The sequence below is a fragment of the Paenibacillus sp. CR_12 genome, assembly GCF_041953985.1.
Taxonomy (GTDB): domain Bacteria; phylum Bacillota; class Bacilli; order Paenibacillales; family Paenibacillaceae; genus Paenibacillus_AQ; species Paenibacillus_AQ lautus_A.
In genome coordinates this window covers 1,446,594-1,469,965 of the sequence record NZ_JAVFHO010000002.1, presented here as the reverse complement: position 1 = coordinate 1,469,965, position 23,372 = coordinate 1,446,594, and the positions used below count along the sequence as shown (strand labels likewise).

General features: G+C 52.1%; 23 protein-coding genes. 19 read left to right on the top strand and 4 right to left on the bottom strand.

Translation table 11 applies throughout. The annotated features are described in order from the left end of the window. The first annotated feature begins 115 nt into the window (after positions 1 to 115). Positions 116 to 1,729, top strand: coding sequence for an ABC transporter substrate-binding protein (locus tag RB297_RS10485; RefSeq protein ID WP_375120385.1), 1,614 nt, complete (start codon positions 116 to 118; stop codon positions 1,727 to 1,729). 100 nt (positions 1,730 to 1,829) lie between these two features. Continuing rightward, positions 1,830 to 3,941 carry an alpha-galactosidase gene (locus RB297_RS10480; protein ID WP_375120384.1) on the top strand — a complete coding sequence of 704 codons (2,112 nt, stop codon included), beginning with the start codon at positions 1,830 to 1,832 and terminating at the stop codon, positions 3,939 to 3,941. A gap of 132 nt (positions 3,942 to 4,073) precedes the next feature. Here the strand turns inward: RB297_RS10480 and RB297_RS10475 are convergent, their stop codons facing one another. Together RB297_RS10475 and RB297_RS10470 are read right to left on the bottom strand one after the other, a co-directional pair. After that, positions 4,074 to 4,562, bottom strand: a complete 489-nt coding sequence (locus RB297_RS10475; RefSeq protein ID WP_375120383.1) for a DUF3221 domain-containing protein — start codon at positions 4,560 to 4,562, stop codon at positions 4,074 to 4,076. A gap of 78 nt (positions 4,563 to 4,640) precedes the next feature. After that, complete coding sequence (locus RB297_RS10470; RefSeq protein WP_375120382.1) at positions 4,641 to 5,534, bottom strand: AraC family transcriptional regulator; 894 nt, start codon at positions 5,532 to 5,534, stop codon at positions 4,641 to 4,643. Positions 5,535 to 5,702: 168 nt separating this feature from the next. Between RB297_RS10470 and RB297_RS10465 the strand changes: the two genes are divergently transcribed. Both RB297_RS10465 and RB297_RS10460 read left to right on the top strand, forming a co-directional pair. Continuing rightward, positions 5,703 to 9,041, top strand: coding sequence for a tetratricopeptide repeat protein (locus RB297_RS10465; protein WP_375120381.1), 3,339 nt, complete (start codon positions 5,703 to 5,705; stop codon positions 9,039 to 9,041). A gap of 96 nt (positions 9,042 to 9,137) precedes the next feature. Beyond that, a complete protein-coding gene (locus RB297_RS10460; protein WP_332295536.1) occupies positions 9,138 to 10,091 on the top strand; it encodes an aldose epimerase family protein in 954 nt (317 codons plus the stop codon). Positions 10,092 to 10,124: 33 nt separating this feature from the next. Here RB297_RS10460 and RB297_RS10455 read toward each other — a convergent pair whose 3' ends face one another. After that, on the bottom strand, positions 10,125 to 10,877 hold the full coding sequence (locus RB297_RS10455) for an MBL fold metallo-hydrolase (RefSeq protein WP_375120380.1): 753 nt from the start codon (positions 10,875 to 10,877) through the stop codon (positions 10,125 to 10,127). A gap of 335 nt (positions 10,878 to 11,212) precedes the next feature. On the opposite strand from RB297_RS10455, the gene RB297_RS10450 reads away from it, so the two are divergent. The 12 genes from RB297_RS10450 (at position 11,213) to pyrE (ending at position 19,699) form a co-directional block, all read left to right on the top strand. Next, positions 11,213 to 12,001 carry an ABC transporter ATP-binding protein gene (locus RB297_RS10450; RefSeq protein ID WP_375120592.1) on the top strand — a complete coding sequence of 263 codons (789 nt, stop codon included), beginning with the start codon at positions 11,213 to 11,215 and terminating at the stop codon, positions 11,999 to 12,001. 46 nt (positions 12,002 to 12,047) lie between these two features. Further along, complete coding sequence (locus RB297_RS10445) at positions 12,048 to 13,127, top strand: winged helix DNA-binding domain-containing protein (RefSeq protein WP_375120379.1); 1,080 nt, start codon at positions 12,048 to 12,050, stop codon at positions 13,125 to 13,127. 20 nt (positions 13,128 to 13,147) lie between these two features. After that, complete coding sequence (locus RB297_RS10440; protein ID WP_015736499.1) at positions 13,148 to 13,591, top strand: DinB family protein; 444 nt, start codon at positions 13,148 to 13,150, stop codon at positions 13,589 to 13,591. Positions 13,592 to 13,639: 48 nt separating this feature from the next. Then, positions 13,640 to 13,978 (top strand): YrdB family protein, encoded by a 339-nt coding sequence (locus RB297_RS10435; protein ID WP_375120378.1) that lies wholly within the window; start codon positions 13,640 to 13,642, stop codon positions 13,976 to 13,978. A 272-nt stretch (positions 13,979 to 14,250) separates the two neighbouring features. Continuing rightward, positions 14,251 to 15,168, top strand: a complete 918-nt coding sequence (locus RB297_RS10430; RefSeq protein ID WP_375120377.1) for a Gfo/Idh/MocA family protein — start codon at positions 14,251 to 14,253, stop codon at positions 15,166 to 15,168. A gap of 142 nt (positions 15,169 to 15,310) precedes the next feature. Continuing rightward, positions 15,311 to 15,787, top strand: coding sequence for an NUDIX domain-containing protein (locus tag RB297_RS10425; protein ID WP_096776849.1), 477 nt, complete (start codon positions 15,311 to 15,313; stop codon positions 15,785 to 15,787). Positions 15,788 to 16,063: 276 nt separating this feature from the next. Beyond that, complete coding sequence (locus RB297_RS10420) at positions 16,064 to 16,351, top strand: hypothetical protein (RefSeq protein ID WP_375120376.1); 288 nt, start codon at positions 16,064 to 16,066, stop codon at positions 16,349 to 16,351. A gap of 54 nt (positions 16,352 to 16,405) precedes the next feature. Continuing rightward, positions 16,406 to 16,810 (top strand): RDD family protein, encoded by a 405-nt coding sequence (locus tag RB297_RS10415; RefSeq protein WP_009589894.1) that lies wholly within the window; start codon positions 16,406 to 16,408, stop codon positions 16,808 to 16,810. Between the two features lie 80 nt (positions 16,811 to 16,890). Beyond that, positions 16,891 to 17,556, top strand: a complete 666-nt coding sequence (locus RB297_RS10410) for an HAD family hydrolase (RefSeq protein ID WP_375120591.1) — start codon at positions 16,891 to 16,893, stop codon at positions 17,554 to 17,556. 109 nt (positions 17,557 to 17,665) lie between these two features. Beyond that, positions 17,666 to 17,947 (top strand): hypothetical protein, encoded by a 282-nt coding sequence (locus RB297_RS10405; protein ID WP_096776817.1) that lies wholly within the window; start codon positions 17,666 to 17,668, stop codon positions 17,945 to 17,947. A 343-nt stretch (positions 17,948 to 18,290) separates the two neighbouring features. Continuing rightward, complete coding sequence (locus RB297_RS10400; RefSeq protein ID WP_375120375.1) at positions 18,291 to 19,169, top strand: HAD family hydrolase; 879 nt, start codon at positions 18,291 to 18,293, stop codon at positions 19,167 to 19,169. After that, positions 19,166 to 19,699, top strand: a complete 534-nt coding sequence (gene pyrE / locus RB297_RS10395) for an orotate phosphoribosyltransferase (RefSeq protein ID WP_374705869.1) — start codon at positions 19,166 to 19,168, stop codon at positions 19,697 to 19,699. Before RB297_RS10400 ends, pyrE begins: the two co-directional genes overlap by 4 nt. A gap of 124 nt (positions 19,700 to 19,823) precedes the next feature. Here pyrE and RB297_RS10390 read toward each other — a convergent pair whose 3' ends face one another. Beyond that, the gene (locus RB297_RS10390; RefSeq protein WP_375120374.1) at positions 19,824 to 20,690 is read right to left on the bottom strand and encodes a LysR family transcriptional regulator; all 867 of its coding nucleotides are present in this window, start codon (positions 20,688 to 20,690) and stop codon (positions 19,824 to 19,826) included. Between the two features lie 144 nt (positions 20,691 to 20,834). Between RB297_RS10390 and RB297_RS10385 the strand changes: the two genes are divergently transcribed. The 3 genes from RB297_RS10385 to RB297_RS10375 all read left to right on the top strand — a co-directional run bounded on the left by RB297_RS10385 (position 20,835) and on the right by RB297_RS10375 (position 23,332). Then, positions 20,835 to 21,182, top strand: coding sequence for a DMT family transporter (locus RB297_RS10385; protein WP_096776813.1), 348 nt, complete (start codon positions 20,835 to 20,837; stop codon positions 21,180 to 21,182). Next, positions 21,182 to 21,496, top strand: a complete 315-nt coding sequence (locus RB297_RS10380; RefSeq protein WP_375120373.1) for a DMT family transporter — start codon at positions 21,182 to 21,184, stop codon at positions 21,494 to 21,496. Before RB297_RS10385 ends, RB297_RS10380 begins: the two co-directional genes overlap by 1 nt. Before the next feature lie 141 nt (positions 21,497 to 21,637). Beyond that, positions 21,638 to 23,332, top strand: a complete 1,695-nt coding sequence (locus tag RB297_RS10375; RefSeq protein ID WP_192571185.1) for a M3 family oligoendopeptidase — start codon at positions 21,638 to 21,640, stop codon at positions 23,330 to 23,332. The last annotated feature ends 40 nt before the right edge of the window (positions 23,333 to 23,372 follow it).

Genomic DNA, 23,372 nt, shown 5'->3' with positions numbered 1-23,372 from the left:
ACATTTTGCATCATGGATTGTAAGATTGCGTTATAGATCAATGAACTCCCGATTTTTACAATGATAGATATATTCGAGCACATGAATATGACGACCTTAGAAAGGGGTTCAGGGAATGAAGAAATTAAAATTGATGCTGGCGGCAGCCCTAGTTATGACAACGCTTTCGGCTTGCGGCGGCAACCAGAAGGCGGCATCGGGCGGAGACAGCGGTACGAATGCGGACAGCAGCGCGCCGATCACGTTAACCTGGTTTGACCAAAACACGGGGGATGCCTTTACCAATCCGGTCGCTAAAGTGATTACGGAAAAAACTGGCGTGACCGTCGAGATCCAGCAGCCTACGGGCAATCCGGTTGAGAAGCTGAATCTGATGCTGGCCAGCGGCGATCTTCCGGACGTTATTTTGATGAGTCGTGGAAGCGATATCATGAACAAGTATATTACCTCGGGCGCGGTGATCCCGCTGAATGACCTGATTGAAGAGCACGGACCGAATATCCAAAAAATGTACGGTGACACGCTCGCCAAAACGCGAAGCGAGGACGGCAACAATTATTATTTCTCCAACTGGTACGGCTTGGAGCAGTACCCGGTATTCGGATTCATGATGCGCATGGACATCATGAAGGAGCTGGGCGTCGGCGATAAGGTGAACAACGGCGAGCCGTTTACCGCGGAGGAATTCGAGGAGCTGCTGGTTAAGTTCAAGGAGAAGTATCCAACCATCGATGGAAAAGAAAGCATTCCGATGACGCTCAACGGCGAGAATGTCGGAGCGGTGACCGGCAGCTTCAAGGGCATGTACGGCATGATGCCGTATTATGAAACGAACGGAGAGCTGAAGAAGGACGTCCGCGATCCGCGCTATCTCGAAATGGTCAAATATCTGAATTCCCTTTACCGCAAAGGCCTGCTCGATAAAGAATGGGCAACGATGAAGACCAAGCAGTTCGAGCAGAAGCTCGGCAACGGCAACGTGTTTGCCACGGCGGAAGCGCTCTGGAATGTAGGCAATGCGAATGCGCTGCTCAAAACCGAGGCAGCCGATAAGGCCACGGAGGAAGAGCGTCAGTTCTACCAATATAAAGTGCTGGCTCCGGGCGTGAAGCCGGAAGAGGCCACTTACGGTCCGAAGAGCTCCCTGGGCTGGGACGGCGTCGCCATCAGCCGCTCCAACAAGGATCCGGCCCGGACGATGAAGCTGCTGGATTTCCTGGCCAGCGAGGAAGGCCAGTATCTGCTGATGTGGGGAGTAGAGGGCGAGCATTGGGACATGAAGGACGGCAAGCATGTGCCAAGACAAGAAGTGCTGGACGCTTTCAAGAAGAATTGGGACGAAGCTTCCCGTACGACGGGCATTCGCAAGTGGACCTGGATGATCAAGAACGGTCCCGGCGAGGACGGAACCCCGTATGACCTGATGGGCCGTTACCAGACCGATCCGGTCACGGATCTGGCGATCAAGAACCTGGCCGATACGTCGTTTGATACGGCACCGTATGACAACCTGGGTCCGGCTGGCGGAACGCCGGAAGCCATTATGGAAACGAAGGTGAACGACACCATCAATAAATATTTCCTGAAGATGGCCCTGTCGCCGTCCGAGGACCAAGTGGTGGAATCCTATAACCAGATGATGGCCGAGATCGAGGCGGCCGGCCTGGCCAAGCTGGAAAAGATTTATACGGACAACTTCAACAAACGTCAAGAGCTGTGGGGCAAATAATCTGGCTAAAGGGAGTCAAAAGATGCTTCGTCTTTTGGCTCCCCTTTTTTTCTTGAACAGGCAAAAACGATATCAACACGAATCGGAAGGATGATATTCTGTGACCATTCAATACCAAGAACAGTTTCGCGTGTTCGCGATACAAACCGATAACAGCTCCTATCTGTTCGGCATCAACGACAGCGGCAATCTGCAGCATCTATACTGGGGAGAGTCCATCGCGATCGAAGACGCGGCGCCGCTGCTGCGGCCGAGATCGCACAGCTCGTTTGACGCGGAAGTCCATTCGGAGGTGGAGGAATACAGCTTCTGGGGCGGAGTCAAATACAGCGAGCCCAGCCTGAAGGTCCGCATGCCGGATGGCGTCCGCGACTTGGCGGTTCGTTATGCAGGGCACCGCACGCTGCAGACGGAAGGCAGGGAGACGCTGATCATCGTTATGAAGGACGAAGCATACCCGCTTGAAGTGGAGCTGTCCTACCGGGCGATTCCCGGGTGCGACCTGATCGAACGTTCGGCCCGGATCGTCAACCGCGGCGAGGCGGATATCGTGCTGGAGAACGCGCAATCCGCGGCATGGGTCATCCCCTATCTGGCGGATTACCGCCTCACGCACGTGACGGGAAAATGGTCCGGCGAATTTCAGCTGCGCAGCACCTTCCTCACCGAAGGAAAGAAGGTGCTGGAATCCCGCAGGGGCTTTACGGACAGCCATGCCAACCCGTGGTTTGCGATGGATGACGGACATGCCACGGAGTCGGCGGGGCAGGTCTGGTTCGGGGCGCTGGCCTGGAGCGGGAACTGGAAGATTACGGCCGAGCGGACGGTCTTCGATCATGTTCGGGTGACCGGAGGCATCAATGATTTCGACAGCGAGTGGGTGCTGGGAGCGGGAGAAGCCTTCGATACGCCCGGCTTCGTCGGGGGATACAGCAGCGGCGGCTTTGGCGGGATGAGCCGGCGGCTGCACCGCTATCAGTATTCGGATGTCCTGCCGGGCCGCGAAACGAGACCGGTCTTGTATAACTCCTGGGAAGCAACGTACTTCGATGTCAATGCCAAGGATCAAATGGCTTTGGCCGAAAGAGCAGCGCGTTTGGGCGTGGAATTGTTCGTCGTGGACGACGGGTGGTTCGGCGGGCGCAACCATGATCGCGCCGGGCTTGGCGATTGGTTCGTGAACCGGAAGAAGTTCCCGAACGGTCTCGGCGAGCTGATTGACAAGGTGCATGAGCTCGGCATGGATTTCGGCATCTGGGTGGAGCCGGAGGCCGTCAATCCGGACAGCGACCTGTACCGGGAGCACCCGGATTGGGTGTACCATTTCGAGACGCGGGAGCGCTCGGAGCTTCGCAATCAGCTGCTGCTGAACATTTCGAAGCCGGAGGTTAAGGCTTACATTTTGCAGTTTATGACGGACCTGCTGGAGAAGCATGACATCAAGTTCATTAAATGGGACATGAACCGAACCGTAACTGAACCCGGCATGAAGGACCATCCGCTTCACCGCCAGAAGGAGATCTGGATTCGCCATGTTCAGAGCCTGTACGAGATTTGGGCGGAGCTGCGGCGCAAATTCCCGCATGTGGCGTTCGAAACCTGCGCCGGCGGCGGAGCGCGCATCGACCTTGGCATCTTCCGGTATGCCGACCAATCCTGGCCGAGCGATAACACCGATGCCTTTGACCGCCTCAGCATTCAGGAGGGCTTCTCGTACACGTATGCTCCGCGGATGATGACCTGCTGGGTGACGGAGTCGCCGACAGGGATGAATCGCAGACAGGTATCCCTGAAATACCGCTTCCACAGCGCCATGATGGGAACGCTCGGCATCGGCTCCAACCTGAATGAGTGGAGCGATGAGCGGATTGCGGAATCGGCCGAATATGTGGAGCAGTATAAATCCATTCGCCATCTGGTTCAGTTCGGCAGTCAGCATCGCCTGGACTCACTTCGGCATAAAGGCGTAACGGCCGTGCAGTACGTCAGCGAAGACGGCAGCGACAACGTGCTGTTTGCGTTCCTGCACAGCCAGAAGCTGGGCGAGCCGCTGCCGAGACTGCGGCTGACCGGGCTGCAAGCCGATCAATCGTATGCCATTGAGGGGGTGGCCGGTACATGGAGCGGCAGGGCGCTCATGAACATCGGGATCGAGCTGCCGCTGCGCGGGGATTTCGACAGCTTGGCGTACCGGATTCAGAGACAGGGATGAGATGAAATAGAAGAGCGTCGTATTGCCTTTCGCGATACGACGCTCTTTGCGGTTGAACTATACAATGTATAAGTATTACCCATATTGGATTCTCTGTTTTAGGAAATGGGTCCATATTCTATTGTTGTCATGCTAGCCCTCTATCGTAAATTCCATTTCCTTTTTGGAATCCGATATGCCGTCAAGAATGACGACAGTCCAAACGTTGTTTACATCGGAGTAGTGTATAGACTTAATGAAAGGTACTTCAATTTGATCAAAATGCTCCAATGTCATAACGATTACTTCTTGTTGACCGAATTTGGAAGATTTAGGACGTTCGATTGTCAGGATATCTATGTCTTTAGCTGAAGCTTGAGCTGGATAGGAGGTTTCAATACCTCCGTCAATTTCGATCGAAACTTGTAGTCCTAACTCTATTTTTCTTTTGGTTCTGATCCATATTGCGTCGTTCAAATCTGATTTCCCATCATAACGGGTTACCAAAATCCTACCCTCTTCTTTTTGAACGACGTACCCTACATATTTATTCACAGGCTCGTCTTTTTCTTTGCTGTTATTGCTGCATCCACAAATAATAATGGCAAACATGACTAGACAGGGTATGAATTTGTTAATCATGATTTCCTCCCAATCGAAAAATAGTGTGGTCAATCGAACGAAAGGTTGGGTTCAGTATAAGGAAATAACCAGGAAATCCTACCCCTTCCGGGTATCTCGGTATTCGGAAGGGGATTTCCCCATGATTTTTTTGAACAGCCGCGAGAAGTAGTAGGGATCCTGGAAGCCGAGACGGTGGCTGATCTCCTTGACGCTCTCGCCGGTCAGGTCCAGATGCTGGCAGGCCCGCTGGATTTTGAGCCGCAGATAGTAATCGATGGGGGAGTAGCCCGTCGCTTCCTTGAACCGGAAGGTGAAGTGAGGTATGGACAGATTGGCGTAGGCCGCCAGCTCCTTCAAGCTCACATGGCCCTCCAGATGCTCGGTCATGAACCGAAGCGTCTGTTCCATGTCATGCTTGTTGTGCTGGTGTTGCCCCCGCTGCGGTTGGAGCCGGGCGAGGCGGATGATGGCCGCCAAGTGGCCGGCGAGCAACGAGACATGGATGATATGGTTCAGCGTATACCCTTTTTGCAGCAGCTCGTAACTTTCCTGAAACAGCTCCGCGATGCTCCTTGACTGGTCGACCGGAACGATGGCGGGTTCGGCTGCGCCGGTAAAGCCCTCGAACAATAAACCTGCATGCGTCCCCTTCATGTGCCACCAGTATATGCTCCAGGGATGAAACTCCGATGAAGCATATTCATGCGGCGTATCCGGCGGGATGACAACCGCCTGTCCCTTGAGCAGAGAATAGGTTTTGCCGCCGTTCAACCGGTACCAGCCTTCCCCCTCCACGCAGTAGATTAAGATGTACGCACCGCTGCCTTCCGGGCGTTCCCGGTAGTGATGCAGCGCACGCGGAAAGTACCCGATGTCGGTTACGTGCAGTGGTTCCACAAGCGGATGACGGGCAGCCTCTTTCATAATATGATCCGGGAGGACAATGATTTTCTGGGACTCGAATCCGTCTGGTTTTCGTATGGTATCCATAGCTTTACTATGAATCGGAACGGAATTGTTGTCAACCGGATGGAGCGCCCAATAATCAGAATATAATCCATCATCAACATGATATCGTCAATGGCTCTTCGGCAGGCTGGCTTATAAGATAGAGACATAACGCAGCCAACGCGGATGCTAATGGAGGGATGACGACTCATGACAAAACAACGGCAAGTGAGCGTACGGGAAGAGACCGTGGAGATTCCCACGTATGAAGTGGGGAAGCCGGACCTGAACCCGATGTTTTTGGAGAAACGGGTGTATCAGGGGAGCTCGGGGCGTGTCTATCCGCTGCCGGTCATCGATAAAATTTACGATGAGAAAGTAGTAAAGCCCTACCGGATCATTTTCCTTGAAAATGAGTACGTGCAGATTCAGATCATGCCGCAGATTGGCGGCCGGATCTACCGGGCTATCGATAAAACCAACAACTATGATTTTGTATACCACAATCAAGTGATCAAGCCGGCTTTGGTTGGCCTTGCGGGTCCATGGATATCCGGGGGAATCGAGTTCAACTGGCCGCAGCATCACCGTCCGAACACCTATGGCGAGGTGGAGTGGAGTCTAACGGATCACCCGGACGGCAGCAAGACGGTATGGGTCGGCGAGATCGACCGGATGTACGGCACGAAGGTGTCTACCGGCTTCACGCTGTATCCGGGCAAGGCGTATCTTGAAATTCACGCGCAAATGTACAATCGGACTTCGGAGCCGCAGACCTTTCTGTGGTGGGCGAATCCGGCCGTAGCGGTCAACGATCATACCCAATCCGTATTTCCGCCGGACGTTCATGCGGTGTTCGATCATGGGAAGCGGGACGTGTCCAAATTCCCGATCGCAACCGGCACGTACTATAAGCAGGACTATTCGGCGGGCGTCGATATTTCCATGTACCGCAACATTCCCGTTCCGACCTCCTATATGGCTTATCATTCGGATTACGATTTCGTCGGCGGATATGACCATGGCTTGAAAGCGGGGATTCTGCATGTCGCCAATAAACATATATCTCCCGGCAAAAAACAGTGGACGTGGGGGCACGGCGAATTCGGCCAGGCCTGGGATCGCAACCTGACCGACGAAGACGGTCCGTACATCGAGCTCATGACCGGCGTGTATACCGATAACCAGCCCGATTTCACCTGGCTGGCGCCGTATGAGGAGAAAAGCTTCAAGCAGTACTTCATGCCCTATAAAGACATTGGCCTCGTGAAGAATGCGTCCATTGACGCCGCCGTGAATCTCGAAGTCCACGGCCGCAAGGCCGTCGTACATGCTTATGCAACCTCGGTTATCGAAGAGGCTCGCATTCTGGTGACCGGAGCGGGAAGCATCTGCTTGGATCGAAAGGTCAAGCTGTCGCCGGCCGATACCTTCCAGGCCGAGATCGAACTCGCCTCAGGTATGAGGGAGGAAGATGTACGGGTCGCGGTACTCGCTGCGGACGGCAGAGAGCTGGTCGCTTACCAGCCCAAGCCGCGTACCTTGGAGCGAACGCCGGACCCGGCTACGGCGATTGGCAAGCCGGAGGAACTGAAGAATACCGAAGCGTTGTTCTTGGCTGGGCAGCATCTGGAGCAGTACCGGCACGCAACCTATGAACCGGAAGCCTATTATGTGGAAGGTCTAAGGCGCGATGCGGGAGATGCAAGGCTGAACAATGCCTATGGTTTGCTCCTGCTGCGCAGAGGGTGCTTTACGCAGAGTGAGGTTTATTTTAGAAAAGCGATCGAAACCTTGACCCGACATAACGCCCGGCCCTATGACAGCGAACCGTTCTATCATTTGGGCAAAGCCTTGAAGTGGCAGGACCGTTTGGATGAAGCGTACGCTTATCTGTACAAATCGGTCTGGTCGGGGGCATGGCAAGGGGCGGGATATCTGGCTTTGGCCCAGATTGCCTGCGGGAAGGGGGAATATGAGGAAGCGTTCGAGCTGATCGAACGATCCCTGGCTGCCCAGTACCGTAATTATAAGGCGCGGCATCTCAAGGGTATCGTCTTAAGAAAGCTGGGACGCTTGGCCGATGCGGCATCATGGCTTGAGGAAACGCTCAAGCTGGATCCCATGGATGCGGGCGCGATGAACGAGCAGGCAGCCGTATATCAAGAACTGAAGCAAGAGGACAAGAGCCGGCATGTCTACGAATCGCTTGTCCAGCGCCTGCGCGATAATCCGCACCATTATATTGCCATAGCTCAGGACTATGCGGATGCAGGCCAATATGGCGACGCTTTGGATGTGCTGCAGCGCATCGAACGCCTTACGGCATCTGCCGTCTATCCGATGGTTTATTACTACCAAGGCAGTGCACTCATGAAGATGAACCGGACGGAAGAGGCATCCGCTTGCTACCGATTGGCTTCGGAGGCCGATCCCTCGTACTGCTTCCCGAATTCCCTGTATGACTACGTGACGTTAAAGCAGGCGCTCAGCGTACAGCCGCAGGATGCGAAGGCGTTGTACTACTTAGGGAATCTGCTGTACGACAAGAAGCGCTGCGAGGAGGCCATAAGCAGCTGGGAAGCTTCGGTTGCTTTGGATGGCAGCTTCGCTACGCCGCATCGGAATCTGGCGCTCGCTTACTATAACAAGAGGCAGGACCACGATAAAGCATTGTCATCCCTGCAAACCGCCTTCTCGCTGAATCCGGCGGATGCCAGGGTCTTCTACGAACTGGACCAATTGTATAAAAAGCTCGGTCATGCTCCGGCTGATCGCTTGAAAGCGATGGAGGAGCACTTGGAGCTGGTCGAGCAGCGGGATGATGTATATCTGGAATATTTGACGCTGCACAATACGCTGAATCGTTATGAGGAGGCGCTCGGATTGATTCTAAAACGCAACTTTCACCCTTGGGAAGGCGGCGAGGGCAAGGTGCCGGCCCAGTATGTATTGGCCCGCGTGGAGCTAGCGAAGCAGCTGCTTCAGGATCGCCGCTATGAGGAAGCCGTAGAGCAGCTGCTTGCTGCCAAGCAATATCCGCTCAACATCAATGAAGGGAAGCTGACGGGAGCGCAGGAGAATAACATCGATTATTACTTGGGCTGCGCATACGAGGGGCTGAGCTTGTCCGAAGAGGCGGAGGCGTGCTTCCTGAAAGCTTCGGAGGGGCTGGATGAGCCGACCAGCGCGATGTATTACAACGATCAGCCGCCGCACATGATTTTTTATCAAGGGGCCGCGCTGCATAGGCTGGGCCGGGAGAATGAAGCCCGCAGCCGGTTTAACAAGCTGATCGATTACGGGGAGAAGCATATATTCGAGCCTCAGAGCATTGATTACTTTGCCGTATCGCTGCCGGACTTCCTGGTGTTTGATGAAGATCTGGACCGAAGGAACGAAATTCATTGCCGCTATATGATGGGGCTCGGTCATCTTGGACTTGGTGACCGGCAGTCCGCGGAAACCCTGTTCCGCGAGGTGCTGCAGCTGGAGTCTCACCATCAAGGAGCTGCGCTGCATTTGGCGCTTTGCAAGACGTTGGTGTAAGAGATTTACACTTCATTCTCAAGGGCCGTTACGAACGGTCCTTGAGAATTTGTACATTCCGGGTGATGCGTTGACTAAACGGAGGGGATGACGATGATGATCTGGAGCAAAGGGATGCTGGATGGATATGAGGTTTGGACAGGGCGCACGGAGGTGATGGAGATGGTCGTGGTACCTGAACTCGGAAGCAGGGTCATCTCGCTTCGCAATCGAATGACAGGCCGGGAATGGCTGGTGCAGCCTGCTGGAGTTCTGGAAAAGAACGGGTATGCAAGCTCCTTCGGAAAGCGGGACGGCAGCGGCTGGGACGAAATGTTTCCAACGATCAATGTCTGCCGGTATCCCGCGCATCCATGGGAAGGAACGGAGCTTCCGGATCATGGCGAGGTATGGTCCATTCCATGGAAGGCGCACAGCGAGGAAGAACAGCTTCACTGCAGCGTGCAGGGAATCCGAATTCCTTATCGGCTGCGCAAAACCTACTCCTTCCCCCGTGAAGATACCTTACGGATCGATTATGCCGTTCATAATGCGAGTCCGTTCCCATTCTCTTTCCTATGGGCTGCGCATCCGTTGTTTCAAATCGATGAAGGTGCAGAGATTATCGTTCCACACGAGCTGAGGGAGATCATCGTATCGTACTCGGCGAACGGTCGATTGGGAGAATCCGGCGATATTCGGAAATGGCCGCAGCCATGGGAGGAACACCCCCATGTCCGCTTGAATCGTACCGCCAGCAGGCTTGAAGCATCGGCGGAGAAGTTTTATTTTGCTGGTGAGCTGCCGGAGGGGACAGCCTCCATTTACGATCCGGTTGCAGGTGAAGGACTACGTATGATGTTTCCTAAAGAGCAGGTGCCTTATCTAGCGATATGGGCGAACTATGGCGGCTATCAGGGACAGTATCATCTTGCGCTTGAGCCTGCGACGGGGCTGCTCGATGATCTCTCGTATGCCATGCATCGTCAGGCAGCGGCCGAAGTGCCGGCCGGCGGCACGTATACGTGGTACCTTGAGATTAGCTGGATTAACGGCAGAAGAACGAAGTGAAGTCTTCTTGATCGACAGTGGACCGGCAATCGCTTAAGGATAAGCCAATTCACGAATGCGCTGGTTGGGATTGTCCGTAAATAATCCGCCGTGGTAACAGATCACGTTGCGGATATCATAGTGAGTGAGCTTCTGCAAGGAGAGCCGGGCGAACGCCAAATCAAAAGTAGTTGCCGGATCCGGCCCGATCAGTTGCCCCTCTCTGACGTTCAGCGCATCCGCTGCAATCAGGGTTTTGCTTGGTATATGATATAAACTGGTGTGGCCGGGGGTATGGCCCGGCGTATGGATCGCGATGATACCGCCGCCAAACGGCAGCTCTTCGCCGTCGCGCAACATGCGGTTCACGGGTGCTGAGGGCGGGTTCTCCAGCGTGTGTTTAAACGCGTTCCTCCACTCCGGCGGCACGTTATCCGGCAACGAAGCCAGCGCTTGCGCGATAGCCTCGGGCGATAATTTGACAAGCCTTGTATCTCCTTCGATATAAGGCTTTTCGATTTCGCTGGCGAACACTTCCGGGGCTTGTTTGCAGTGCTGGATAATAGCTGGCAAACTGCCGATATGATCCAAATCCTGGTGTGTTATAATAATTTTGCTTACATCCTGAACGGAAAAGCCGCAGTCCGATATCTGCTCCTGAATCAGCGGGAGCTGACCGGGGTAGCCAGTATCGATAAGCACCCGATTCTGATGATCCCAGAGGAATGTCGGGTGGATCGTTTCGGTACGTCCCATCATGGCTGCGGAAATTTCCAGCATGGCAATGCCTTGATCGATTAGTAGCATGTTTACATACCTCCACTATATTGGAATGTCTTCTCCCAAATTCAATGTCCAGAGAAGAACGAGCAGAAGTAGATTATCAAATCAACAAACCTTTGTAAACAGAAAAATATTTTATTATAACATAAAAATAATTATTTGTCAATATTTAATTTATGAAACTAAAATCCTCGTTTAGCATGAAATGTCCTGCCTGGCATACTTCGCATGATTCCAAGTCGTAGGCGGATCACAAGGCGGGGTTTCATCTCCCTATTGAGGAATATGTAATTGCTGGTATAATCCTTGAAAAGAGAAACGAAATGGCGCAGCAGATTGAAGAAGGAGAGGGAGCGGCAATGAGCACGATGATTGAACTGAATGACGTAATCTGGAGACGGGAGCAAAAGACCGTTCTTACAGGAGTGGATTGGACCGTGCAGCAAGGGGAGCATTGGGCGGTGCTCGGACTGAACGGCTCCGGGAAGACAACCATTTTGAATATGATTAACGGTTACATCTGGCCGACCAGCGGCACGGTTTCGGTGCTCGGGCATCGTTTTGGCAGGGTGGATTTAAGAGAACTGCGTAAATCGATAGGCTGGGTCAGCTCCTCGCTGCAGGAAAGAATCCGCCCGAGCGAATCCACGCTGGACGTCGTGATTAGCGGCAAACACGCCTCGATCGGACTGTATCAGAAGGTGGATGAAGCAGACCGGGAACGGGCCGAGCAGCTGATGAAGGATTTTAATTGTATTCATCTGCTGGGGCGTACATATGAAACTTGTTCGCAAGGGGAGAAGCAGAAGCTGCTGATCGCCCGGGCCCTCATGGCTTCGCCAAGGCTGTTGATACTGGACGAGGCCTGCAACGGACTGGATTTTCTGTCGAGGGAAGCGCTGCTGTCCAGCATTACGGCACTGGCTTCAAAGCCCGATGCGCCGACCCTGCTGTTCGTTACGCATCATATCGAAGAAATTCTGCCGATTTTCTCGCACTCCTTGCTCATCCGCCGAGGCACCGTCTTCGGAAAGGGACGTTCCCGGGACATGCTGACCAGCGACAATTTGACCTCGTTCTTTGAGACGCCGGTCGAGGTGAGCTGGCAGAATGATCGGGCATGGATGTCCATTCCGGACTTGAAATAGAAGCTTTGCGTCCGACAATATTCATGGCCTGGGAGAGTGGATAGATGTGCTAAGTCACACCATAGCGAATCAACGGCTCTACAATCAGCGCATAACAGGGATGAAGCATGTGAGCCCGGTAGAAGCAGTAAGAGAATTAGGCGCTGTTCAGGCACAGGATTACCACCAAGCGGTATGGGGAATCGGTCTCCGTACGCAGTCCGCCAAGATATCCGATGTGGAGCAGGCCGTGATCGATCGCAAAATCGTGCTGACTTGGCCGATGCGTGGAACGATTTTCTTCGTGCCTGCGGAGGATGCCAAGTGGATGCTGAGGCTGACGGCATCGCGGTTGCACACGAATGATAAGAAGAAGCAGGCCGAACTTGAGCTTGACGAAGGTACGCTCCATCAATGCCGTACGATCATAGGCAACGCGCTGAGGGGCTGTTCACCCGTATCCCGTCCCAAACTGATGGAGCTGCTGGAGGAAGCGGGGATCAGCACCAAGAATGGCCGCGGCTATTACATTCTCGGATATTTGGGGCGGACCGGCATGATCTGTTTCGGCCCGCATGAAGGCAAACAGCAAAGCTTCGTGCTGCTCGACGAGTGGGTCCCGAATTCAAGGGAGCTATCGCTCGAAGAATCGCTGGCGGAGCTTGCGCTCCGCTATTTTACAGGTCATGGGCCTGCAACGGTCCAGGATTTTGCATGGTGGGTCGGATTAACGCTGACAGAAGCTAAACGAGGCTTTGAGGCCATCCGATCCAATCTTCGTTTAGATTTTGTCAACGGCACGGAATACTGGAGCTCTGTTACTGGGCCATCCGCGTCCGCTGACACGGATTCGGCGGTTCTGCTTCCGGGTTTTGATGAATATTACTTGGGGTACAAGGATCGCAGCGCAATTATTGAGTCAGAGCATGATGCCAAAATCGCTCCCTTTCGCAACGGGGTTTTCCAACCCATCATGGTCGCAGGGGGAGAAGTGGTCGGTATCTGGAAGCGGGAGATCAAGCGCAGCGGCATCGAAATCACGTTAAGCCCGTTCTCGCCGCTTGGCGATCGAAAAGAGGCGTTTCGGGAGGCGGCTAAACATTACAGTGATTTCATGGGCCTGCCGATTACACGAATAGAATCATGAACGAGAAGGAGGAATAACGCATGGAATCCATTATGAAGCTGGAATCTTTGATCTCTGAAGTAACGGAGATTGTAACGGCAATCGACGAGGTGGAATTCAATCTTAAGCTTACGCCTGATAAATGGTCCAAGAAGGAGATCCTGGGCCATCTGTGCGATTCGGCGGTCAATAACCATATCCGGTTTGTAAAAATATTGGTGTCGGATTACCCTATCGCGATTCAAGGTTACGCGCAGAACGATTGGGTCCGGGTGAACGATTACCAGAATCGATATGATCAATCGGATGTCCTGGCACTGTGGCAGCAGGTTAACCGGATGATTCTGCGGGTCATGCAAAGAGCCGATTCATCCGACTTCCAGAAGAAATGCGTGCTGCCCGATAAAACGGAGGTCACGCTGGAGTGGTTGTTTAACGATTATGTTGATCACCTGATCCATCATTTGGAGCAAATCGAGCTTTGATGCCTGCGGTAAAAATAAGCGCATGACTGAAACGGAAGGTGTCCCTCCATGTTCAAAGTACTGAATCTCGCCCTCCGATTTATGTTGGAATTGATTCTGTTATTTTCGATAGGTTACTGGGGCTTCCATTATGGTTCCGGGCTCGCGGCACAGGTAGCTCTCGGGATTGGACTGCCTCTGCTGGCAGCCGTCATTTGGGGCATGACCATATCGCCGAAGGCAAGGGTCAAGCTGCCGCTTGCCGTCGTGCTGCTAATTGAATTCCTCATTTTTGCGACCGCGGTTGCTTGCCTGATCGACTCTGGTTTAATAACCTTTGCCATCGTGTTCGCTATCGTGGCTATGGCCAACCGCTTCTTTGTGATCAAGTGGAGGATGCAGCCATAGAATATTGAAAGTGAGCATTATGCAAATGCATAACACATTTTTAAGCCCATGCGAAAGGCTGCCCCTCATCTGGTTGACAGATGGAGGCGGTCTTTTTGTATTGGATCCAGGTGCAGGTTAAAAGACGATTTAAAGTCACGTCCTTTAGTCGAACAGGATGATATGATGGTTGAAAGAAAAGCCTATGTCCGGCAGCTGGATATCCTCAGTAATGTAGTGAGTGGAAATCAGCGTGATCATCTAAAATGCTGAAGGTAAAGGAGAATGAACTTATGACTATGAAGATCGGTATGATTGGTTTGGATACATCCCATGCTTCCATTTTCGCGAAAATGCTCCATGACAAGGCGCATCCATATCACGTTCCTGGTGCACGGGTGACGGCGGCTTTTCCCGGAGGGTCGCCGGACTTTGAGCTGAGCATAAACCGAGTGGAGGGATATACAAAGGAACTCGCGGCATGGGGAACGGAGATATTGGAGAGTCCGGAAGACGTGGCCAAACAGGTCGATGCCGTCATGCTGGAAGCGGTGGACGGAAGGTCGCATCTGTCTTTATTTCGCGCGATTGCTCCTTATTGCAAACAGGTATTTATTGATAAGCCGTTTGCGGTGAGCAGTAAGGACGCAAGGGAAATTGCCGAATTGGCGGAGCAATATCAGGTGACCGTTATGAGTTGCTCGTCTCTCCGGTATGCGCAAGGATTACAGGATGAATTGGCTCGGGGCGGGGCGGATAATATCATTGGCGTGGATTGCGCAGGACCGCTTCCCCTTCAACGTACGCAGCCGGGATTTTTCTGGTACGGCATTCATGCGGCTGAAATGCTGTACCGTGTTCTCGGACCCGGATGCGTAAGCGTCCATGTAGCCGCAACGGAGCTGCACGAGGTGTTAACGGCGGTTTGGAATGACGGGAGGATCGGAACGATACGGGGCAATCGGGCAGGCAACGATCGCTTCGGGTTGACCGTTCATCGCGCGGAGGCCAGCAGCTTCGTGGACATCATGGAGCACCCCAAGCCCTATTATGCCAGTCTGCTGGATCAGATCATGAAGATGTTCACGACGGGGGTTTCCGATGTTCCCTTATCCGAAACGCTGGAGATCGTTCGTTTTCTGGAGGCGGCGAATGTTTCCCGCGTAACGGGAGAAAACGTGAGACTGGAGGATAGCGATCGAAGTGAATGATAGCAGAACAAACACGGGATATACTGACTAGCGATATACTGAGGAAAGGATGCATCATATTTCCATATCGGCCGCGTTGATTGTATGATAGACAGATCAAGTACGTTCGGCCGTTTTTTGTAAGCCGGGAGAGGTGGTTATGATGACGTATCACATTCGGGTGAGACCGACAGCCTTGGTTCTGAGGGATGAGTCTGTGTTATTAGTCGAGTATGTAGATGAGAACGGATTGCATTATAATTTGCCAGGGGGCGGGGCCGAGCCGGGGGAGTCGATCGTGGAGGGAGCCTTGAGGGAATTGCGTGAGGAAACCACGCTGGAGGCGCAGGTGGGGCCTGTCGCATTCGTGTACGAGTATGCTCCGCATAAACAGTCCAGAGATAACATATCGGGCATCCATACGTTATACATCGTGTTCGAATGTTATCCGCTTGAAGGGTCATTTCCGAAGCTTCCGGCCGTGCCAGATCCGAATCAAACCGATGTGAAATGGATACCGCTCGAGCAGCTGGACGACATTATTTTGTATCCGAATATTAAGAAACACATCAGACAGTACGCTATGGATCGGAGAAATATTGAAATGATCGAGGATTTTGTCTTGGACAAATATTCGTGAATTGCTGGGGGTCGTCAGGAAATGGAGGAGCGGATAGCTGCATAATCCGGCCAACGGCACAATAGTGTATAACAAACAGAATGGAATGGCTTCACTACAACGTAGGAAGTCATTCCTTTCTTTTATGTGGCGAATGTTGTTGCGTGTAAAGGTTATTTACTCCTTGGTATGATGACAACGGAATGGGGAAAAGTGGAAAAACTATTGTTCGATCGGGAACCGAAGCTTACAATGATATCAGGGATTTGGAAAATGTTGTGTGGAAAGAGGCGTTCTATGAACCATAAAGCGATGGGTATGATATTTATCTGCATTTCGGTATTCTTGTATGCTGTGCGGTATCTGGCAGCTGCCATATTCGGATCCAACTTGACGTCATGGAGCAAAGAGATGTTTGATTCGATGTTGACCTATGTAGGCAAAGGCCCGCTGGTATTAAGCTGGATCTGCCTGATTGTCGGCATCTTGTGTTTCTTAGGTCCGAGCATCGGCAAATGGAATTCGGAAGATTTGAATAAGATCAAGAAGAACTGGAAGGAATTCGATCCGCCTAATAACAAATGAAGTGTCGGCAGGAAGTCTTTTTTGAGTATGGAGTGAATTCAAGGGGGAGTCGAGATGACCGATAACCAAGTGGCCGGCTTTTGGATCAGGCTAGGGGCCAACATTCTGGATGGACTTATTGTGTCGCTTCCGCTAACGATCATAGCTGGACTTATCACGGGGAATTATGAGAATGAGCCGATCAGTAACTTGATATTCGGTTTATACGGTATCCTGGTGCCGGTGTATTGGAATGGGTATACGATCGGTAAGCGCATGTGCGGCATTCGTATCCGCAAATTCGATTTTCTTGAGCCGCCGGGCCTCGGGACGATGCTGCTTCGCAATCTCGTGGCCGGTATCGTATACGCGTTAACGTTAGGAATCGGGATTATTGTGAGCATCTTTATGGTTGCGCTGCGCGAGGATAAGCGTTCGCTGCACGATTTTATCGCCGGTACGGAAGTTGTATATGATTAGGGAATGAAGGGGTTACGCAAATCAGGATTACCTAGCGGAGCAGCCATTCATGGCGTTACCATGACGGGAGTTGATTAGATATCGAGTTTAAGATAAAAGGGATTGTCTTTGACATGGATAATACGCTGCTGCATTCCAGCATTGATATTGGAGCGATGAAAAGAGACATCTATGCCTTTTTGTGCAGTCATAGCATTCTGCCCCCCGGCCTATCCATGGACACCCATACCACCTCAACCGTCATCGCTGAAGCCATGAATACGGGGCAGCTGTCGGAAGAGCTGAGCTGCATGATGTGGGATATCGCCAAGGAACATGAGATCCAAGGGATGATGGGAGCAAAACTTGAAGATGGGGCTATGGAGCTCGTCCAGGAATTATATGGACAGCTGCATCTTGCTATCGTGACGAATAACGCGGTAGAAGCAGCGATGACTGCACTCGAAGAGAACCGGATTGCTCATTACTTCGATCTCATTATCGGCAGGGAAGCCATGGGCTTATTAAAGCCTGCACCGGATGGATATATGGCGGTGCTGAGGCATTTTCACCATACATCGCCGAAGGAATGGCTGTCTGTCGGAGATGCCTGGGTGGACGGCAAGGCCTCCGAGAGCGCCGGAATTCCGTTTATCGCATATCGTGGGGACATCGCCAAAATGAACCGCATGGGAGTTTTTCCGTTTGCCGAGATTCAGGACATACAAGAAGTTTTGGGGTATCTTCAGCCGCATATCACTAAATAATTTTCGGAGGTGCCAACCCTATGCTGAGTTTTATAAGGGAAATTCCTCTAAAGATTGAGGTCGTTCGCAGAGCCGGCATTCTGTCGGGCATGCTGGCCGAGGTTACGTGATGAGATGGTATTTATCCCATGTGTCTCTGACACTATTTATCTGCATCACCTTGTTCACGCTGTACAGCTTCATGTTTCCGCCGGAGGCAGGCAGTCCCTTACAGGGACTGTCGTATGCGTCGATACTCCTGTTGTCGCCCGTGGGGATTCTGTTGGCACTCATTAGCATGACTCGTGGTGAACTATCACGAACCGGTATCACAGCCGTTGTAGGGCATTCCGTACTGCTATTATTTCTTTTTCTATACATGACACTGGGATACCTGATTCTCGGTGTGTAAGGTTACCAAAGAAAGGGCAAGTCATGCCTGCTCTCCGTTCATTCGTTCCCAATGCCTGCAAACAATGTATCCAACACCCGATGTACTAGGATTCAACGGCTTCATTTGCCCGGCGGGGCCTTCATTCCGAGCGGTGAAGCCTTCCCGATGCGGCGCTAACAGCCCTGGCTCAGAAATAAACGCACATTGAAGCGAAATAAGCAATTAAGCTTTACCATCTTCATCCCGGAAGTTGTATAATCATGGAAGACGTCTAACTCACACGTATGGCCCAGTCTTGGCATGAGCTATTCTAAGGCTGGGTTTTGTCACATACCGGACGGCGAAGGAGGACTGCTTCACTATGAAAAAAAGAGCATATATTACGGATCTCGACGGGACGCTTCTGCGATCGGATCAAACCTTATCACCCTATACGATGAACGTTGTCACGGATGCATTGGAGCGGGACTTGATCGTCACGTATGCGACTGCCCGCGGCTATATTAGCGCTCAAAGCGTCGTTTCGGATATCCCGTGGAAATACCCCGTGATTCTATATAACGGCGCTTTGATATATGACGGGTCGAATCAAACCGTTGTGGATGGATACTGGCTGGAGCGCGACATTTCGAATGAGATTATCTGCGTTGGGAAAAAGCACGGCATTACACCCTTTTATTTCTCGCTCGATAAGGACCAGCGGGAGCGTGTTCTGCATGAGACGCTGCGCAGAGAGGGAGAGATGACGTTCTATGCCGGCCGCCCCCATGATCCGCGGTTCCTGGAAGTGAAGAACTTGAACTGTCCACCGGATTACCGGACGTTGGCTCTTACCTACATCGGATTACATGAAGAATTGGAGCCGATTCGGCAAGAGGTCACGGCATTATACGGCGACGTGATTCATGCTCATATGATGCCGGATTATTACATTCGCAACCACTATTTCCTCGAATTCAGCCATGCCAAAGCAAACAAAAGAGACGGCCTCCAATTATGGTCCGCCCACATGGGGATTGATCTGGAGAACACGGTGGTGTTCGGCGACCACATCAATGATGTCGGCTTGTTCGAGGCCGGAGGCACGCGGATCGCGGTCCGGAATGCGCACGAGACAATCCAGCAGCTGGCTGATCATATTATCGACTCGAATGAGCTGGATGGCGTGGCGCATTATATCGAGCAGCAGATGGAACTGGCGGGAGAGCATACGATTATATCCACACTGGGAGGATCATGATGACGTTGAATTTGGCAAAGGAAATCTATGATGTAACCCATTTAACAGGAACCTTTACTTTACGCTCGGGTCAAACGTCTCATGAGTATTTTGATAAATACATGTTTGAGTCAGATCCCGCTATTCTGGCCCAAGTAGCTGAGGAGCTGGTCGGGCTTATCCCTGAAGACACGGAAGTGTTAGCAGGACTTGAAATGGGAGGAATTCCGATTGCAACTGCGCTATCCTTGAAGTCAGGCACTCCGTCCGCATTTGTAAGAAAAAAAGCAAAGGAATACGGCACCTGCAAATTGGCGGAAGGTGCGGACATTAAGGGTAAACGCGTATGTGTGATTGAGGACGTGGTGACGACAGGAGGACAAATCTTGTTAAGCGTTCACGATTTGAGAGAAGCTGGAGCGGTCGTCGAGCATGTCATTTGCGTCATTGAACGTAATCCGGCAGGAAGACAGAAACTGGAGGAAGCCGGTCTTACTTTGCATTCCCTGTTCAAAATGGAGGAGCTTTTAGCTGCAGGGAATATTGATTAGGCTTGAGAAGAACATTACGAAACATTTCAACGGCCGGACGGTTTGTTCAAGAGGAACTATCGCCTGCATCTCACGGCTGGTTAAATCTCAGCGTGATGTTCAGACCTCCGTCGTTATTTATAACTCATGATCTTCCCTTCATCTCAAAATTGACCTTAACCAGCTCGGCAAAAGCGGAAAACGCGTTGTTCCTGAACCGGTCGTTGCGCCGGACCAGGCTTGTCGAGGTGTGCCGGAAGGCTTCCGGGATCGAGAAGCTGCCCAGATTGGCATATTCTCCGCTTAAGACGGAGCTGGGGAGCAGCGCAGCCGCAAGTCCTGACCGCACGATGCTGAGCTGGGTTTCCAACGAGGAGACCTCGATCATATTGGTTAGCGGAATGCCTTCGCTCAGCAACCATGCTTCAAGGGCGCTTCGAAACGGGCATCCCGCGGGGGCTACGGCCCATTTGGTTACCGCAAGATCGGGAAAGGGCTGCTCTTTGGATTTGGTCAACAGCATGACTTCATCCTCTTCTATATAATCGGCTACCAGCTTCGGCGGAATGGTTCCTGTCACAAAAGCCCCGTCCAGCTGATAGTTCAGAACTTGAGTAATCAGCTCCGAGGAGCTGCCGGTCAACAGGGACAGCGTGACGTCAGGGTACTTGGTTTGATAGTCGGACAAGGATTGAATGAAGTGCCCGCAATGAACCGTGTCCACGACGCCAATGGCTAATGAACCGCTTGGATACGGCTGTTCCTGCACGGTTCTCACTGCTTCTTCGGTCAGGTTGATGATGGTACACGCATAGTCCAGGAACATACGCCCTTTCTCCGTCAAGGTTACTCCATTGGAGTGCCTGTTAAACAAGGGAACCCCCAATTCATTCTCCAGTTTTTTGACCCGTGCCGTTACATTCGACTGCACATACCCAAGCTGCTCCGCGGCGCGGGTGATGTTACCTTCCTCCGCAATCCTGAGAAAAACCCTTAGATCAGTAAGCTCCATGCCAACACTCCTCTCCTTCAGACATCACTAAAAATGATGGCATCATTATTAATGATCATTATACAGCATGCCAAATTTGGATTACAATCACAACGACATCATAACCCGATTTAAACAAATACAGAGTGGAAGGGATGTTGGAGGATGAAGAAGGCATGGTGGCTCTTATTATTGGCGGGAGCGCTGGAGGTTGTCTGGGTATCCGGTTTAAAACATTCCGATGTATGGTGGCAGTGGGTCATCACCATCGCATCGATCGTATTCAGTTTTAAAGTTTTTTTGGACTCCGCGGCGAAGCTTCCCATCGGCACGGTCTATGTGATCTTCACGGGACTCGGCACAGCCGGCACGGTGCTGGTGGAGATTCTCGTGTTTGGCGAGGAAGCGAATCCCGTCAAGCTCCTACTGATTGGCATGCTGGCCGCAGGCGTGCTGGGGCTTAAGCTGGTCACGAAGGATACGGATCGTCAAGCGAAGGAGCGTGGCGTCTAATGGAATGGATCGCTCTGATTGCAGCCGGGTTGTGCGAGGTACTGGGTGTCATTGCCTTAAGACGGGTAACCCTGCATCGCAGCTGGGGATCCTACGTTTTTTTAGCCTGTTCGCTTGGCTCCAGTTTCCTGCTGCTGACGTATGCGATGAATTTCATATCCATGGGAACCGCCTACGCGATTTGGACGGGAATGGGGACGGCAGGAAGCACGCTGCTGGGGATGTTTGCGTTCGGAGAACCGAAGGAATGGCGTCGTATGTTCTTCATCGCTTTGATTCTTGCTTCAGCCATCGGACTTAAGATTATGACGTAACCAGTCGGGGCGTACAGAATTTCATAGACTGTGAAGGATATTCGGATTTGTATATAGAATTTACATATAGTTTGGTGATTTGAAGCTATGCAATCAAACGCCAGGATGCATTTTTTATTTTGGAAAGGACAGGTGTATCTTATGAAATTCAGCGAGTATCGCTATGAACGCCCCGACGTAAAAGCTTTTGAGCAAAAGTTCAAGGAACAACTGAACGCCTTCACCTCCGCCGGCACGTACGAGGAACAGGATGAGGCGATGACCCGTATTAACAAACTTCGCAGCGAGATGGATACCCTGAGCCAACTGGTGTACATCCGCCACTCGATTGATACGAACGACGAGTTCTATAAGGCAGAGCAGGATTTCTTCGACGAGAACGGACCGGTCATCCAGGAATACATAACGGATTATTACCGCGCCCTCGTGGATTCGAAATTCAGAGCCCAGCTGGAGGACAAATGGGGACGGCAGCTGTTCCAGCTGGCAGAGTTATCGCTCAAAACCTTCAGCCCTGAGATCATCGAGGATTTGCAGCAGGAGAACAAGCTGACCACGGAATATGCGAAGCTGATCGCTTCTGCAAAAATCCAGTTCGAAGGCGAAGAACGCACCCTGTCGCAGCTGATTCCGTTCCAGCAATCGACGGATCGCGATATGCGCAAACGCGCAATGGAGGCTTCCAGCGGTTTCATGGCCGAGAACGAAGCCACCTTCGATCGCATCTATGATGATCTGGTTAAAGTGAGAACCAAGATTGCCAAGAAGCTTGGCTTCAACAATTACGTAGAGCTGGGTTATGCCCGCATGGCCCGCACGGATTACAATGCGGAGATGGTGGCTAATTTCCGTAACCAGGTGCTCGAGCATATCGTTCCGGTTGCGTCCAAGCTGAAAGAACGTCAGCAGAAGCGGATCGATGTGGACCAACTGCTGTACTACGACGAGAATTTTTCCTTCAAATCGGGGAATGCCACGCCGAAGGGCGACCCGGACTGGATCGTGAACAACGGCGCGAAGATGTACGAGGAATTGTCTCCGGAAACTCACGAGTTCTTCACCTTCATGCAGGAGAACGGCCTCATGGACCTGGTTGCCAAAAAAGGCAAGCAGAGCGGCGGATACTGTACCTATATCAGCGAGTACGGCGCACCGTTTATCTTCTCCAACTTCAACGGGACTTCCGGCGATATTGACGTGCTGACGCACGAAGCCGGTCATGCGTTCCAAGTGTACGAGAGCAGAGGTTTCGAGGTGCCGGAGTATGGATTCCCGACTTATGAGGCATGCGAAATCCATTCCATGAGCATGGAATTCTTCACTTGGCCGTGGATGGACCGCTTCTTCGAGGACGAGGCGGATAAATACCGCTTCGACCATCTGGCGAGCGGACTCATCTTCATTCCTTACGGGGTGACGGTTGATGAATTCCAGCACTTCGTTTACGAGAATCCGGATGCTACGCCGGCGGAACGGAAACAGGCATGGCGCGAGATCGAGCGGAAATATCTGCCGCACCGGAACTATGATGATAATACGTATCTGGAGCAAGGCGGCTTCTGGCATAAACAAGGACATATCTTCAATTCGCCGTTCTATTATATCGACTATACGCTGGCTCAAATCTGTGCATTCCAATTCTGGAAGAAGATGCACGAGGACCAATCCGCGGCATGGGCGGATTATCTGCACCTGTGCCGTCAAGGCGGAAGCAAATCCTTCACTGAATTGGTGAAGGTCGCAGGACTGATCTCTCCATTCGAGGATGGCTGCGTCACTTCCGTCATCGGCAGCATCGAAGCTTGGCTGGACAGCGTGGACGATACAGCTCTTTAAATCGTAAATAAGTTATGCAAAGACATGCAGGAGCACACGA

Coding starts and splice junctions, on each gene's coding strand:
- RB297_RS10485 (WP_375120385.1), top strand. CDS start 116: ATGAAGAAATTAAAATTGATGCTGGCGGCAGCCCTAGTTATGACAACG.
- RB297_RS10475 (WP_375120383.1), bottom strand. CDS start 4,562: ATGATTAACAAATTCATACCCTGTCTAGTCATGTTTGCCATTATTATT.
- RB297_RS10470 (WP_375120382.1), bottom strand. CDS start 5,534: ATGGATACCATACGAAAACCAGACGGATTCGAGTCCCAGAAAATCATT.
- RB297_RS10465 (WP_375120381.1), top strand. CDS start 5,703: ATGACAAAACAACGGCAAGTGAGCGTACGGGAAGAGACCGTGGAGATT.
- RB297_RS10460 (WP_332295536.1), top strand. CDS start 9,138: ATGATCTGGAGCAAAGGGATGCTGGATGGATATGAGGTTTGGACAGGG.
- RB297_RS10455 (WP_375120380.1), bottom strand. CDS start 10,877: ATGCTACTAATCGATCAAGGCATTGCCATGCTGGAAATTTCCGCAGCC.
- RB297_RS10450 (WP_375120592.1), top strand. CDS start 11,213: ATGAGCACGATGATTGAACTGAATGACGTAATCTGGAGACGGGAGCAA.
- RB297_RS10440 (WP_015736499.1), top strand. CDS start 13,148: ATGGAATCCATTATGAAGCTGGAATCTTTGATCTCTGAAGTAACGGAG.
- RB297_RS10435 (WP_375120378.1), top strand. CDS start 13,640: ATGTTCAAAGTACTGAATCTCGCCCTCCGATTTATGTTGGAATTGATT.
- RB297_RS10430 (WP_375120377.1), top strand. CDS start 14,251: ATGACTATGAAGATCGGTATGATTGGTTTGGATACATCCCATGCTTCC.
- RB297_RS10425 (WP_096776849.1), top strand. CDS start 15,311: ATGACGTATCACATTCGGGTGAGACCGACAGCCTTGGTTCTGAGGGAT.
- RB297_RS10420 (WP_375120376.1), top strand. CDS start 16,064: ATGAACCATAAAGCGATGGGTATGATATTTATCTGCATTTCGGTATTC.
- RB297_RS10415 (WP_009589894.1), top strand. CDS start 16,406: ATGACCGATAACCAAGTGGCCGGCTTTTGGATCAGGCTAGGGGCCAAC.
- RB297_RS10405 (WP_096776817.1), top strand. CDS start 17,666: ATGAGATGGTATTTATCCCATGTGTCTCTGACACTATTTATCTGCATC.
- RB297_RS10400 (WP_375120375.1), top strand. CDS start 18,291: ATGAAAAAAAGAGCATATATTACGGATCTCGACGGGACGCTTCTGCGA.
- pyrE (WP_374705869.1), top strand. CDS start 19,166: ATGATGACGTTGAATTTGGCAAAGGAAATCTATGATGTAACCCATTTA.
- RB297_RS10390 (WP_375120374.1), bottom strand. CDS start 20,690: ATGGAGCTTACTGATCTAAGGGTTTTTCTCAGGATTGCGGAGGAAGGT.
- RB297_RS10385 (WP_096776813.1), top strand. CDS start 20,835: ATGAAGAAGGCATGGTGGCTCTTATTATTGGCGGGAGCGCTGGAGGTT.
- RB297_RS10380 (WP_375120373.1), top strand. CDS start 21,182: ATGGAATGGATCGCTCTGATTGCAGCCGGGTTGTGCGAGGTACTGGGT.
- RB297_RS10375 (WP_192571185.1), top strand. CDS start 21,638: ATGAAATTCAGCGAGTATCGCTATGAACGCCCCGACGTAAAAGCTTTT.